11 protein-coding genes are annotated in these 12,310 nt (G+C 61.8%); 1 reads left to right on the forward strand and 10 read right to left on the reverse strand.

Going from position 1 to position 12,310, the window contains the following annotated elements:
* Nucleotides 1-28: 28 nt before the first annotated feature.
* The 9 genes from C5P05_RS21595 to C5P05_RS21635 all read right to left on the reverse strand — a co-directional run bounded on the left by C5P05_RS21595 (nucleotide 29) and on the right by C5P05_RS21635 (nucleotide 9,256).
* A complete protein-coding gene (locus C5P05_RS21595) occupies nucleotides 29-451 on the reverse strand; it encodes a rhodanese-like domain-containing protein (RefSeq protein WP_114971900.1) in 423 nt (140 codons plus the stop codon).
* A 57-nt stretch (nucleotides 452-508) separates the two neighbouring features.
* The gene (locus C5P05_RS21600) at nucleotides 509-1,984 is read right to left on the reverse strand and encodes a sensor domain-containing diguanylate cyclase (RefSeq protein ID WP_114971901.1); all 1,476 of its coding nucleotides are present in this window, start codon (nucleotides 1,982-1,984) and stop codon (nucleotides 509-511) included.
* 133 nt (nucleotides 1,985-2,117) lie between these two features.
* The gene (locus C5P05_RS21605; RefSeq protein ID WP_114971902.1) at nucleotides 2,118-3,248 is read right to left on the reverse strand and encodes an acyl-CoA dehydrogenase family protein; all 1,131 of its coding nucleotides are present in this window, start codon (nucleotides 3,246-3,248) and stop codon (nucleotides 2,118-2,120) included.
* A gap of 84 nt (nucleotides 3,249-3,332) precedes the next feature.
* Nucleotides 3,333-4,514 (reverse strand): acetyl-CoA C-acyltransferase, encoded by a 1,182-nt coding sequence (locus C5P05_RS21610; RefSeq protein WP_114971903.1) that lies wholly within the window; start codon nucleotides 4,512-4,514, stop codon nucleotides 3,333-3,335.
* Nucleotides 4,515-4,589: 75 nt separating this feature from the next.
* A complete protein-coding gene (aceK, locus tag C5P05_RS21615; RefSeq protein WP_114971904.1) occupies nucleotides 4,590-6,437 on the reverse strand; it encodes a bifunctional isocitrate dehydrogenase kinase/phosphatase in 1,848 nt (615 codons plus the stop codon).
* Nucleotides 6,438-6,479: 42 nt separating this feature from the next.
* On the reverse strand, nucleotides 6,480-7,139 hold the full coding sequence (gene can / locus C5P05_RS21620) for a carbonate dehydratase (RefSeq protein ID WP_114971967.1): 660 nt from the start codon (nucleotides 7,137-7,139) through the stop codon (nucleotides 6,480-6,482).
* A gap of 34 nt (nucleotides 7,140-7,173) precedes the next feature.
* A complete protein-coding gene (locus C5P05_RS21625) occupies nucleotides 7,174-8,352 on the reverse strand; it encodes an isovaleryl-CoA dehydrogenase (protein ID WP_114971905.1) in 1,179 nt (392 codons plus the stop codon).
* Nucleotides 8,353-8,391: 39 nt separating this feature from the next.
* Nucleotides 8,392-8,826, reverse strand: a complete 435-nt coding sequence (locus C5P05_RS21630; RefSeq protein WP_232834611.1) for a PaaI family thioesterase — start codon at nucleotides 8,824-8,826, stop codon at nucleotides 8,392-8,394.
* The gene (locus C5P05_RS21635) at nucleotides 8,816-9,256 is read right to left on the reverse strand and encodes a MerR family transcriptional regulator (protein WP_114971906.1); all 441 of its coding nucleotides are present in this window, start codon (nucleotides 9,254-9,256) and stop codon (nucleotides 8,816-8,818) included. Before C5P05_RS21635 ends, C5P05_RS21630 begins: the two co-directional genes overlap by 11 nt.
* Nucleotides 9,257-9,364: 108 nt before the next feature.
* Here C5P05_RS21635 and C5P05_RS21640 point away from each other — a divergent pair, with 108 nt between their 5' ends.
* A complete protein-coding gene (locus C5P05_RS21640; protein ID WP_114971907.1) occupies nucleotides 9,365-10,453 on the forward strand; it encodes an MBL fold metallo-hydrolase in 1,089 nt (362 codons plus the stop codon).
* Here the strand turns inward: C5P05_RS21640 and C5P05_RS21645 are convergent.
* Nucleotides 10,432-12,306: a CHASE2 domain-containing protein gene (locus C5P05_RS21645; protein WP_198674814.1), complete on the reverse strand. Its 1,875-nt coding sequence runs from the start codon at nucleotides 12,304-12,306 to the stop codon at nucleotides 10,432-10,434. The genes C5P05_RS21640 and C5P05_RS21645 overlap by 22 nt on opposite strands.
* Nucleotides 12,307-12,310 lie beyond the last annotated feature (4 nt).

A 12,310-nucleotide genomic window follows, 5' to 3' on the forward strand; every position in this document is an offset into this window, starting at 1 on the left:
CCGATTTAATCAAAAAACACCAGTCCGATCAGCTTTTTTGGGGGCGCCGCGCCTTTTGTTCTTCCAGCGTTTCGGTCGGCGCGCCCTGCTGGACCCACGCGGTGTAGCCGCCATCGATATGGGCCACATTGCTCATGCCCATGTCCTGCAAGGCCTTGGCCGCCAGCGCGCTGCGCCAGCCCGCGCCGCAAAACAGCACGAACTCCTTGGACTCGTCGGCAAACAGGGGTTTGTGGTAGGGCGAGGCCGGGTCCACCCAGAACTCCAGCATGCCGCGCGGCGCATGGTAGGCGCCGACCACGGTGCCCCCGACCAGTTCGCGGATGTCACGGATGTCGACGAGCTGCATGCGCGCATCGTCCAGGCGGGCCTGGACGTCGGCCACCGAATAGGTCTTGACCTCGGCCATGGCCTCGTCCACCAGTTGTTGATAGCCTTTGGTGATGGGCATGAGTTGCTCCTTGGGTTACTTCGGTTACTGGGGTTAGCGACGTCAGGGAATAGGGCTTTATACAAGCGGCGCGGGTTCGGCAGCCACATCGACACGGTTGCGACCGCCCTGCTTGGCCTGGTACAGCCCGGCGTCGGCGCGGCTGATGGTCTGATCGGGCAGCTCCGTGCCGCTGAACTGGCTCACGCCGATGCTCACGCTTAAGCCCAGGCGTTTGCCCTCCACCTCCAGGCATTCCTGCGCAATGCGCTGGCGGATTTTTTCGGCAATCTGGCGCGCCTCATCGAGTGCGCAGCTGTTCAGCACCACCAGGAATTCCTCGCCACCCCAGCGCACCGCAATGTCGGATTTGCGCAAAACCTGGCGCAACTGGCTGGCCACACTGCGCAGCACCCGGTCGCCCATCGCATGGCCATATTGGTCGTTGACGGACTTGAAATGATCCAGGTCCAGCAGCAGCACCGAGATGGGACGCGGCTGGCGGGCGTGCTCGGCCATCAGCTTGTCCATGAGAATGTCGTAGGCCTGGCGGTTGAGCAGGCCGGTGAGCTTGTCGGTGGAGGCCATCTCCTCGATGCGGCGCTGGTAACGCGAGAGCGACAGATTCATCAGCATCACCACCAGCACGGTGATGAGCAGGCAAACGCCGAGGTTGATGTAGAGCGTCTTGCGTACCTCGGCCAGGGCCTGGGACTCGTCTTTTTCGACAAACAGGTACCAGTTGAGCTCCGGGATGTAATGCACATTGAGCAGGTAGTTGACGCCATTGGCCTGGTACTGGTAGCCGCCATTTTTTTCCAGCAGGATGCGGTCCACCAAGTCGCGCAGGCCGGCCCGGTCGTGCAAGTCCGGAGGCAGCTCCCGGCCGTTTTGACCGAACAGCACCGTCTTGCCCTGGTGATCCACAAAATAGATCGTGCGCTGGTAGCGTTGCTGGTAGTCCTTGATCCGCTGGTGCATGGCATCGGTTGTGACGCCGATACCGGTGGCCCCCAGGTACTTTCCGGCAAAGTCAAACACACGGTAGTTGATGAAGATCGTCATGGCATCCTGGTTGGCCATGTCAGGGTCTACATTGATCTCGTGGTCGGCCTTCAGGTCGCGCACGCGGTAGTACCAGGCGTCGCGCGGCTCGTCCGGCGATACTTTCTTGAGCACGCCACTGCCGGTGTAGTAGTTGGCACTGCGCTCGGAGACGAAGAAGGTGCTGAAGGCGCCGTAGCGCGTCTTGACCTCCTGCAGGTAGCGATTCATCTCGCTCACATTACGCTCGCCCTGGAGCACCCAGTCGCGCAAAAAGGTGTCGTGCGCCATGGTGGAGGAGATCAGCACCGGCTGCACCAGGTCTTTTTGCAGCGCCACGTAGATGTTGCTGGAAGCCAGCGGCAGCTCCTGCCCGATGATGGCTTCGCGGATGACGTTTTTGGACACGAAGTAGCTGCCCAGGGTGGTCGCGAAGAAACCCGCCACGATGAGAAGACTGAGCAAGGCCAGCAAGCGCCGGCCGTCAAAAATGCGGTGAACGGAAACCATGGAGTTGGGAGTTTTGTATGACTGACCGTCAGCAGGCCTGACGAAAGTATTGTTGCATGGGCCCGGCTAGCGACCCCAGCCATTGCGCGCGCCAACCGCCAATGGCCCACATGGAGGCCCCGCCCGCCAAGCGTCAAGCCAGCGCGCGCTGAATAATGATCTTCTGCACGTCGCTGGTGCCTTCGTATATCTGACACACGCGCACATCGCGGTAAATGCGCTCGACCGGAAAGTCACTCACATAACCATAACCACCCAGGGTCTGGATGGCGACGCTGCAAACTTTTTCGGCCATCTCGCTGGCGAACAGCTTGGCCATGGCGGCTTCTTTCAGGCAGGGCCGGCCGGCGTCGCGCAGGGCGGCGGCGTGCCAGATGAGCTGGCGCGCGGCCTCGATTTGCGTCGCGCAGTCGGCCAGACGGAAACCCACGGCCTGGTGATTGAAGATGGCGGTGCCAAAACTCTCGCGCTCCTTGGAATAAGCCAGCGCCACCTCGAACGCGCTGCGCGCCATGCCCACGCTTTGCGCGGCGATGCCGATGCGGCCGCCTTCCAGCGCGCCTAGCGCAATCTTGTAGCCCTCGCCCTCGGCCCCAATCAAGTTCTCGACTGGCACGCGGCAGTTGTCAAAATTGATCTGCGCGGTGTCGCTGGAATGCTGGCCGAGCTTGTCTTCGAGACGCGCCACCACATAACCCGGTGCATTGGTGGGGACAATAAAAGCGCTCATGCCTTTCTTGCCTGCGCCCTTGTCGGTGACGGCAATGACGATGGCGACATCGCCGTTTTTGCCGCTGGTGATGAACTGCTTGACGCCGTTGATGACGTAGCCATCGCCGTCCTTCACCGCCGTGGTGCGCAGCGATGACGCGTCGGAGCCGACATGCGGCTCGGTCAGACAAAACGCGCCCAGCATCTGGCCTTGCGCCAGCGGCGTCAGCCACTGTTTCTTTTGCGCGGCGTTGCCGTAGCGCATCAGGATGGCATTGACCGGGCAGTTGGTGACGCTGATGGCGGTGCTGGTGCCGCCGTCACCGGCGGCGATTTCTTCCAGCACCAGGGCCACCGTCAGGTAGTCCATATTGGCGCCGCCAAACTCCTCCGGCACGCAAATGCCGTAGGCGCCCAGGGCCGCCAGGCCTTTGTGCGCTGCCTTGGGAAAAGTGTGTTCCTTGTCCCATTGGGCGGCGTGCGGCCACAGCTCGGCTTGGGCAAAATCGCGCACCGCGTCGCGGATCATTTCCTGGTCTTGGGTTAACAGCATGTTTCAGTCCCGAGGGCATCCGTGCAAAATTTATAACAAATCGGGCTCTAGCCCTCGTTCAATAAGCGCAAGCAGCTATTTAACTTATAGCATCTCAAGCGCCACGGCCGTGCCTTCGCCGCCGCCGATGCACAGCGTGGCGACGCCTTTTTTGAGTCCCCGTGCCTGCAGCGCGTACATCAGGGTGACCATGATGCGGGCGCCGGACGCGCCAATCGGATGCCCCAGCGCGCAGGCGCCGCCGTTCACGTTGACGATGTCGTGGCTCAGCCCCAAGTCATGCATCAGCGCCATCGGCACCACGGCAAAAGCTTCGTTGACTTCCCACAAGTCCACGTCTTTCACGCTCCAGCCAGCCTTGGCCAAGGCCTTGTTCACGGCGCCGACCGGGGCGGTGGCGAACCAGTTGGGTTCCTGCGCATGCACGGCGTGGCTGACGATGCGCGCCAGCGGCTTGAGACCGAGCTTGGCGGCGGTCGAGGCCCGCATCATCACCAGCGCGGCCGCGCCGTCGCTGATGCTGGAGCTGCTGGCGGCGGTGATGGTGCCGTCTTTTTTGAACGCGGGTTTGAGCGAGGCGATTTTTTCCAGCTTGACCTTGCCGGGCGCTTCGTCGGTGGCAATCACGGTGTCGCCCGCGCGGCCCTTGACCGTTACCGGGGTGATTTCTGCCGCAAACGCGCCAGATTGGGTCGCTGCCTGCGCCCGCTTGACGCTGGTGATGGCGAAGCTGTCCTGGGCTTCGCGGGTGAAGCCGTACTTGGCGGCGCAGTCTTCGCCAAACGTGCCCATGGAGCGGCCGGCCTCGTAGGCGTCTTCCAGACCGTCGAGCATCATGTGGTCGAACATGCGGTCGTGGCCGATGCGGTAGCCGCCGCGCGCTTTTTGCAGCAGATACGGGGCGTTGGTCATACTTTCCATGCCGCCGGCCACCACCACGTCGGCGCTGCCGGCCAGCAACATGTCGTGGCCAAACATGGCCGCGCGCATGCCGGAGCCGCACATTTTGGACAGCGTCACAGCCCCGGCGCTGATCGGCAGCCCGCCCTTGAAACCGGCTTGGCGTGCCGGCGCCTGACCCTGACCGGCCATCAGGCAATTGCCAAACAGCACTTCATTGACGGAGTCGGCGGCAATGCCCGCGCGCTCTACCGCAGCCTTGATGGCCGCGCCGCCCAGATCGTTGGCGGAGAGAGAAGAAAAGTCGCCCTGGAAGCTGCCCATGGGGGTGCGGGCGGCGCCGACGATAACGATGGAATCGGTCATTTTGAGTCCTTTAAATGAAAATCGGGTTACAGGTAAATAAGGCTTGCGTTGGCAACTGTCAAGTCAATCGCGCGATCAGATCGAGGCCGGCACTTGCTCATCGGGATGAGCGATATGAAAGCGTTTGTCCTGTTCGTAGGGGAACACGTCATACACATGGCCCTGCTGGATACGCTCTTTGTGGCTTTGCCAAAAGGCGGCATCCAGCAAATCGGCATGGTGTTTCATGAACACCTGGCGCACGGCCGGGTTGCCCAGCAGGAAGGGGCCGAAGGTCTCGGGGAACACGTCCTTGGGGCCGACGGTGTACCAGACCTCGCCCGACATTTCTTCTTCCTCATTGCGCGGCGTCGGCACCTTACGAAAGTTGCAGTCGGTGATGTATTCGATCTCGTCGTAGTCATAGAACACGACCTTGCCATTGCGGGTGATACCAAAGTTCTTCCACAGCATGTCGCCGGGAAAGATGTTGGCCGCCACCAGGTCCTTGATGGCGTTGCCATACTCGATGACGCCACGCTCGATCTGCTCGCGCGCCCGGGCCGGGGCGCCCTCCGCCGGGTCCGGTGCGGCGCCACCGGCGTCAAAGGCTTCCTGCAGATAAATATTGAGCGGAATCATGCGCCGCTCGATGTAGACGTGCTTGATGATGACCTCGTTGCGGCCATCGCCGTCCCGGTCAACAATCTCCAGCTGGCTGGGCGCAAACTTCTCGATCTCGGCAATCAGTTCATCGCTGAAGCGGTCACGCGGAAACCCGACCTCGCTGTACTCCAGCGTGTCGGCCATGCGGCCCACGCGGTCGTGCTGCTTGACCAGCAGGTATTTGCCCTTGATCTGCTCCCGCGTGGTGTCTTTTTGCGGCGGGTAATAGTCCTTGATGACCTTGAACACATACGGAAAGGACGGCAGGTCAAACACCAACATGACCATGCCCTTGATGCCGGGTGCGATGCGGAACTTGTCGCTGGAGTGGTTCAGGTGGTGCAGAAAGTCGCGGTAAAACAGGGTCTTGCCCTGCTTGGCCAGGCCCAGCGCGTTGTAGATTTCGTTGCGCGGCTTGCGCGGCATCATGCTGCGCAGGTACTGCACATAGGCCGAGGGAATCTCCATGTCGACCATGAAGTAGGCGCGGGCAAAGCTGAACAGCATCAGCAAGTCATCCTCGCCAAACAGGGCCGCGTCAATGGCAACCTGGCCCTCTTTATTGGGCAGCACCGGCAGCGCAAACGGAAATTCGTTGAAACCGTTGATCAGCTTGCCCACGATGTAGGCGCCCTTGTTGCGAAAGAACAGGCTGGTCAGCACCTGAAGCTGGAAGTTGGCGCGCAGCTTGGCCTCGCCCAGGCGCTCGACCATGGCGGCCTGCACCAGGGCGGCGTCGCGCGCCAGGTCCACGAAGGAGTTGCGCAGGTCAAAGTCGTTCACCATCTGCATCAGCACCTCGCACATGGTGTCGCGCGTGGGGTAATAACAGCGGTAAGTGGGGCGCGCCTCGGACTCGCCGTTTTCGATGTATTCGGTGCTCACCGCCGGGCGCACAAAGATGAAGTCGTTCTGGAAATAACTCCGGTGCAGGATTTTGGTGGTGACCGAGTTGAAAAAGGTCTCCGCCAGCTCCGGCTGGTGGTGGTTCACCAGAAGGCCGATGTAATGCAGCTTGATCTGCTGCCAGATGTCCATCGGCTGCTCACCGGCCTTGAACTCATGTTCCAGCCGGTTCGAACACTCGCGCACCCGCAGATCGTAAAACTCGATCCGTTCGCGCTGGGCGCGCTGCTGGCCGTGCCAGTCGGCCGTCTCGAAGCGGTGCTTGGCGCGGGCCGACTCGGTGCGAAACAGCTGGTAATGGCGGTTAAAACCATCCATCATGGCTTTGGCGATGTCGTAAGCGAGCGTGGAGTCGAGACGCTGGGGAAACATATTGGATGGATTCTTGACGATTACCACTGTTTTGATAGCTATCTACGCACGTTTGGCGTGGGCAACCCCTGCAATAGCCGCCCGATAGAGGGAATCCAGCCCTTCCGTCGCCGCCACCGTCAGGTGCATGTCCTGCAGCAGACCATCGTGCACACCATACACCCAGCCATGCAGGGTGACGTTCTGGCCGCGCAGCCAGGCGTCCTGCATCACCGTGGTTTGCGCCACGTTGATGACCTGCTCAATCGCGTTAAGTTCCACCAGCGCGTCGTAGCGAAACTGTTCGGGTAGCCCGTCCAGCAAGTCGCGATGCCGGTCCCGCACGTCCTGAATATGGCGCAGCCAGTTGTCGGCCAGCCCGATACGCGCACCCTCCAGCGCCGCCTGCACGCCGGAACAGCCGTAATGCCCGACCACCATGATGTGCTCCACCTTCAGGCGCTCCACCGCAAACTGGATGGTGGACAGGGCATTGAGGTCGGAATGCACCACCACATTGGCCACGTTGCGGTGCACAAACACCTCGCCCGGCTCCAGCCCGGTGATCTGGTTCGCCGGCACCCGGCTGTCGGAGCAGCCGATCCACATGTATTTGGGGTTTTGCTGGCTTTTCAGATTGGTGAAAAAGCCCGGGCGATCGCGCTCCATCTGCGCGGCCCAGGCGCGGTTGTGGGTGAACAGGTCTTGAATGGATGTGGTCATGAGCGACATTTTCGCCTGCCCCGACTGATGAGGTTCAGCAAGTCTCGGCAAACAGCTCGCGCCCGATCAGCATGCGACGGATTTCGCTGGTGCCAGCGCCGATTTCATACAGCTTGGCATCGCGCCACAGGCGGCCCAGCGGGTAGTCGTTGATGTAGCCGTTGCCGCCAAAAATCTGCACGCCCTCGCCGGCCATCCAGGTGGCTTTTTCGGCGCACCAGAGAATCACCGAGGCGCAGTCCTTGCGCACCTGGCGCACATGCTCCACCCCCAGCAGGTCCAGGTTCTTGGCCACGGTGTAGGCGAATGAGCGCCCGGCCTGCAGCACGGTGTACATGTCGGCCACCTTGCCCTGGATCAGCTGGAATTCGCCGATGCTCTGGCCAAACTGCTTGCGGTCATGGATGTAGGGCAGCACGCTGTCCATCACCGACTGCATGATGCCCAGCGGGCCGCCGGTGAGGACGGCGCGCTCGTAATCCAGCCCGCTCATCAGCACCTTGGCGCCGCTGTTGAGGCCGCCCAGAATATTCTGCGCTGGCACTTCGACATTGTTGAACACCAGTTCACCGGTATGGGAACCGCGCATGCCGAGCTTGTCGAGCTTTTGTGCGACCGAGAAGCCCTTCATGCCTTTTTCGATCAGGAAGGCGGTGACGCCGCGGGCGCCCAGCTCCGGCTCGGTCTTGGCGTACACGACCAGCGTGTCGGCATCGGGACCATTGGTGATCCACATCTTGCTGCCGTTCAGCACGTAGTAGCCGCCCTTGTCTTCGGCCTTCAGCTTCATGCTAATGACGTCGCTGCCAGCGCCGGGCTCGCTCATGGCCAGTGCGCCCACATGCTCGCCGCTGATGAGTTTGGGCAGGTATTTGCTGCGCTGCTCGTGCGTGCCGTTGCGCTTGATCTGATTCACGCAAAGGTTGCTGTGCGCACCATAGCTCAGGCCGACCGAGGCCGACGCGCGCGAGATTTCCTCCATCGCAATCATGTGCGCGAGGTAGCCCATGTTGGCGCCGCCAAACTCTTCACCCACGGTGATGCCCAGCACGCCCAAGTCGCCCATCTTGCGCCACAGGTCCATGGGGAACTGGTCGTTTTTGTCAATTTCGGCGGCGCGCGGTGCGATCTCGGCCTGTGCGAATTCGCGCACGGCGTCGCGCAGGGCGTCAATGTCTTCACCGAGTTGAAAGTTGAGTCCTGGCATGTTCATGGTGGTTGGCTCCTTTGTATTGCTTGAATAGCTTGGGTTTCAATAAGTCTTGGGCACCGGCATCAGCGTTTGCTGCATCACGGCGCAGGCGCTCTCGCGGCCATCGGCGTCGATGTGGATGACCTCGGCCGTGGTCACGATAATGCGACGCCCGGCCTTGACCACATGGCCCGTGGCGTGCAGTTCACCGCCCTGGAACGCGGCCAGAAAATTGATTTTGAATTCGACACTGGTGACTTCCATGCCCGGCGGCGCCAGGGTCAGGCCGGCATAACCGCCGGCAATGTCAGCCAGCGCGCCAATCGCGCCGCCGTGGAAACCGGCCTGTTGCTGGGTCACTTTGTCCGAGTACGGCAAGGCGATCACGCACAAGCCGGACTCCACGCGCAGCAGCCGCGCGCCCAGATGGCGCATCAGGCCTTGTCGGTCAAAGCTGTTTTGCACGCGACTCTGGAGGGATTCTTCAGGCTGCATGGCTTTTCTTTCCTTGAGCGGCGCTGCTTTTCGATTCACTGTGGCTCATGCTTTTGGCCAGCAGCGCCTTTGCCTCGCGCTGGTGCACCTTGAGTTCATCCAGGTTGTCCTGCAGGTCGGCCATCTGGTCTTCCAGCTGCTTCTGGTGCTCGGCGATGACCAGCAGAAACTTCTCCAGCTGCGGCCCGGTGTCGCGCGGACTGTCGTACATGTCAATGATGTCCTTGGCCTCGGTCAGGCTCAGGCCCAGGCGCTTGGCCCGCAAGGTCAGCTTCAGGCGGGTGCGGTCGCGCCCGCTGTAAACGCGGGTGCGCCCGCCGGGGCCGGAGCGCTCCGGCTGCAGCAGCCCCATATCTTCATAAAAGCGGATGGCGCGCGTGGTCAGGTCAAACTCGCGGGCCAAATCGCTGATGCTGTAGGTGATAGCCATAATTTGTGAGCGACAAAGGTGACTGCGCCAGTCGGCGCCGCCCCCTACAATGCCTGATTTGCTTGACGTTTACGTAAACGTCAATTATGTCGCAAATCAGGAGCCCCTTTGCAACACCACACCAACGAACTCGAAAAACAGCTGCACTACCCGCTCGGCGATACCCTGCCTGCGCCCGGCGCCACCGTGGCGGTGGTGCCGGGCGTGAAGTGGCTGCGCATGGCGCTGCCGTTTGCGCTGAATCACATCAACCTGTGGCTGCTGCGCGATGAGGTCGATGGCCCCGACGGCAAGGTTCAGGGTTGGAGCATTGTGGATTGCTGCATCAGCACTGACGAGGCCAAAGCCCAATGGGAGCAGGTATTCGCCAATGAGCTCGAAGGCCTGCCCATTCTGCGCGTGATCGTGACCCACATGCACCCCGACCACATCGGCCTGGCGCACTGGCTGTGCGAGCGCTGGAACGTGCGCTTGTGGATCAGCGCCACCGACTACACCATGGCGCGCATCGGCACTGAAGGCCCGACCGGTTTTGGCGGTGATTCGGCAGCGGCTTTCTTTGCTTCGCATGGCCTGAATGACCCGGAGTCGGTCGAGAAGATCAAGGCGCGTGGCAGCTATTTCCCGACGCTCGTGCCTTCGGTACCGCGCCAGTACCGGCGCATGATGGACGGCGACGTGCTCAGCATTGGCGGGCGCCAGTGGGTGTGCATCAGCGGCTACGGCCATGCGCCCGAGCACATCGCACTGTATTGCGAAGAACTCAAGGTCTTGATCGGCGGCGACATGATGCTGCCGCGCATCTCGACCAACGTCAGCGTGTACGACCAGGAACCCGAGTCGAATCCACTCAAGCAGTTTCTGGACTCGATTGATAAATTCCGGGCGCTGGACGCCGACACGCTCACCCTGCCCGCGCATGGCAAGCCGTTCACCGGCCTGTATCAGCGCATTCAGCAGTTGCACGAGCACCACCGCGACCGACTGGCCGAGGTAATGGAGGCCTGCAGCGCCAAGCCCCGCACAGCGGCCGAGATGCTGCCGGTGCTGTTCAAGCGCGCGCTGGACCTGCACCAGACCACGTTTGCCATGGGTGAGTCCATTGCCCATCTGCACCTGCTGTGGTTTGACGGCCGCTTGACACGCACGCTGGGCGCGGACGGCGTGTACCGGTTTCAGGTCAGTAATTTCGTTTGATCTGCGCAGTGACGAGCAGCTATTTCGCCGGGCCGCACGGCAAACACCTCGATCGTAGTTTCCGTTCCGCGCAATGTGATCAGCCCGAGTGAGGCGGTTTGGTGCTGCGTCAGCTGGCCATTGGCGGCCGAGCCAATGAGCAGTTGAGTCGGCAGATCGCGTGCCGCCGACTCAAGCCGCGACGCGAAATTGATGCAGTCACCGACCGCGGTATAGGTGCTGCGAAAGGCAGTACCCAGGTCGCCAACCAGCGCACGGCCGCTTTCGATGCCGATGCGCACGCGCACGGGGGCAAATCCCCCGCGCTGGCGGCGGGCATTGAACGCGTCAACTTCGACCAGAATTTCCAGCGCGGCATTGACCGCCCGGTCGGCCTGATCAGGGCAAGCCAACGGCGCCCCCCAAAAGGCCACCAGGCCGTCACCGCTGTATTTATCCAACGTGCCGCGCCAGGCCAGAACAGGGCGCGTCAGGCAACCAAGAAAGTCCTTGGTCAAGGTGGCTGCATCTTCCAGCGACAAGGACGAGGTATTTCGGGTATAGCCCTCCATATCGGCAATCAGCACGGTGATCTCTCGCTGGGTCGGCTCCAGGCTGCGCTTCATGCCCAGGCGCACCATCTCGTCAAGCACCGGCTGGGCGACGTAATGCGAAAACGTGGTGAGCAGGTGCCGGCTTTTGCGCTGCGTCTGCCACCATTCGTGAGGAATGGCCACCACAAGCATGAAGAAGTAGGCCCAGAGCGGAGCCGTCACCGACCATTCCGCCTGCCTTGCGACCGCCGCAAAAGCCAGTCCCAGCCAGGCGGTGACCAGACCAAGCAGCAGTAGCATGCCGCCCCAAGCTGACAGCCTGGCAATGCAGACTGCGGCCAGGGCGATGCTGAGCACGCTCCAAAGCAACAACCAGACACGCCCTGACCAAGGGGTTCGGGCACGCCCTTCGGCCAAGTCCAGCAAGCCGGAGAGGCTGGCCGCATGAACCATGACGCCACTGCTGAGTGATGCCAGTGGCGTACCAACCCGATCGCCGAGCCCGAGAGATGATGAGCCCACTAGTACGTAGCGACCAGCGATTAGCGAGCGCGGTGCGCTCTCGCGCAGAATATCTGCGGCGGAAATGACGGTATAGGCGGACAGGGTATGGGTGTAAGGAATCCGCCATAGGCCCTCTGCATTGCCGGGGGTCACCCGCCGGACTGAATCGGAGCAGGCGAGCAACGCGCTGGCGAAGTGCAGATAGTCTTGCCCTTGGTACCGGGTGAGTCCTGGCGTATGGCGCAGCACGCCGTCGGCATCCGGCAGGTAGCCGATGTTGCCTATGCAGCGGGCACCTGCCAGCCCGGCATGATTGGCAATATAGCCATAGGCACTGACACCGCCGTGATGCGGCTGTGGATTCAGGCCGCCCGCCAATGTGCCCTGCAGGATTGCCAGCTGGCGCGGCGTGTAGTCGAATATTTGCGCCAGATTTAGTGGCGCATGGGCTGCCAGCGAGGCCAGGCGGGCATCGCCCTGTGCCTCTCCCGGATCGGGGAAGACAATGTCCAGCCCGACCGCTCGGGCGCCATAATTACTGAGCAGTATTTCCACCAAGTCCGCCACCCGCTGGCGCGGCCAGGGCCAAGGGCCGATTTCGCCGAGGCTCGCTTCGTCAATATCAATAATGGTGACGCGGTCTTCGGGCGTGGGGTCGGCGACGATCCGGATAAAGACATCCCGCAGGCCTTCATCCAGTCGGGTAACCAGCTCCGGACGCTGCCACTCGAGTAACAGGACGATCAGGCATGACAAGCAGGCAATCACGGCACGCGTTGCCCAGGCCGAAGTGAAATTCGAGACGGAAGGGGGCATGGCG

This window comes from Rhodoferax ferrireducens, from assembly GCF_003347515.1.
Taxonomy (GTDB): Bacteria; Pseudomonadota; Gammaproteobacteria; order Burkholderiales; family Burkholderiaceae_C; genus Rhodoferax.

Excerpts from the sequence above, each read along its gene's own strand:
- C5P05_RS21595 (WP_114971900.1), bottom strand. The coding sequence starts at position 451 with ATGCCCATCACCAAAGGCTATCAACAACTGGTGGACGAGGCCATGGCC.
- C5P05_RS21600 (WP_114971901.1), bottom strand. The coding sequence starts at position 1,984 with ATGGTTTCCGTTCACCGCATTTTTGACGGCCGGCGCTTGCTGGCCTTG.
- C5P05_RS21605 (WP_114971902.1), bottom strand. The coding sequence starts at position 3,248 with ATGCTGTTAACCCAAGACCAGGAAATGATCCGCGACGCGGTGCGCGAT.
- C5P05_RS21610 (WP_114971903.1), bottom strand. The coding sequence starts at position 4,514 with ATGACCGATTCCATCGTTATCGTCGGCGCCGCCCGCACCCCCATGGGC.
- aceK (WP_114971904.1), bottom strand. The coding sequence starts at position 6,437 with ATGTTTCCCCAGCGTCTCGACTCCACGCTCGCTTACGACATCGCCAAA.
- can (WP_114971967.1), bottom strand. The coding sequence starts at position 7,139 with ATGACCACATCCATTCAAGACCTGTTCACCCACAACCGCGCCTGGGCC.
- C5P05_RS21625 (WP_114971905.1), bottom strand. The coding sequence starts at position 8,352 with ATGAACATGCCAGGACTCAACTTTCAACTCGGTGAAGACATTGACGCC.
- C5P05_RS21630 (WP_232834611.1), bottom strand. The coding sequence starts at position 8,826 with ATGCAGCCTGAAGAATCCCTCCAGAGTCGCGTGCAAAACAGCTTTGAC.
- C5P05_RS21635 (WP_114971906.1), bottom strand. The coding sequence starts at position 9,256 with ATGGCTATCACCTACAGCATCAGCGATTTGGCCCGCGAGTTTGACCTG.
- C5P05_RS21645 (WP_198674814.1), bottom strand. The coding sequence starts at position 12,306 with ATGCCCCCTTCCGTCTCGAATTTCACTTCGGCCTGGGCAACGCGTGCC.